Here is an 861-nt window from a genome sequence, read left to right as displayed (position 1 = left end):
TATCCGGCCATGAGCTCGATCCGGACGACCCCCTGATCGGCAGCGTATTCGGCCCCCAGGTTCGTCAACACCAGCAGCAGCATGGTCGCGACGCTCGACACGGCCGTCATGGCGACAATCTCGCGACCCGGCGCGTCGCCGGCCTCGCGCGACAAGAACTCGAACAGCTTCATCGCCCAGATCGCCCGCGCGCCATCGCCCGCACCCAATGTTGCGCGCCTCGATCGTCCTCGGCGAGGATCCGGACAACTGTCGGCGAGGGTAAGTCAATCGAGCTAATAAAAGATTCATTGACAACTTGACACATAGGGATGGCGCCGCCAACTCCCCCACTCTTTATTTCGATAGCTCAAAATTGGAATTCGTTTCTACCGTCTTCATTCCAGGCCCAAAAATAACCACCTTGTAGCTATGGCTAAACACGTATTCCCCGAATTCGATTCGCTCCTCTAAGTGTGATCGTATACGCTCGTCTTTGACAAGGTCATTGAAGGAGACGGGGGTGATAAGCGAGCCTTTCGATAAGTAGTTGGCGAGAATCTCTTTATCTTCCGTGGGAATCCTCGTTTCATGGCTTCCACAAGCATGCAGATACTGTATACCAGTCGATTCAAGCTCTTCTTCTATTTTCTCAGCCGTATTGTAGCAGTAATTGTCTTGTGCCAAAGAGCTCTTATTATACACATTATTATGGTAATCAATAATAAAAGATCCACCTGTGCAGTGGAAAAGTATGGCGACGCCTTCTTCACCAAGCATTTGATTTATCTTAAGTAGGGACTCCCTTATAAGGCTGGCTTCAACCAGATAAAGAGACTTTAAACACCATATCAGATCAAACCTCTCTGACAGATCGGCTTC

1 protein-coding gene is annotated in these 861 nt (G+C 50.1%); it reads right to left on the bottom strand.

Annotated elements, in window-relative coordinates:
• Positions 1–336: 336 nt before the first annotated feature.
• The coding region (locus tag CKO31_RS26175; protein WP_200243882.1) for a hypothetical protein at positions 337–861 on the bottom strand (525 nt) is incomplete at its 5' end.

The sequence above is a fragment of the Thiohalocapsa halophila genome, from assembly GCF_016583825.1.
GTDB lineage: Bacteria > Pseudomonadota > Gammaproteobacteria > Chromatiales > Chromatiaceae > Thiohalocapsa > Thiohalocapsa halophila.
Note: the sequence above shows the minus strand (reverse complement) of the source record. Positions and strands in the feature narration are given on the sequence as shown.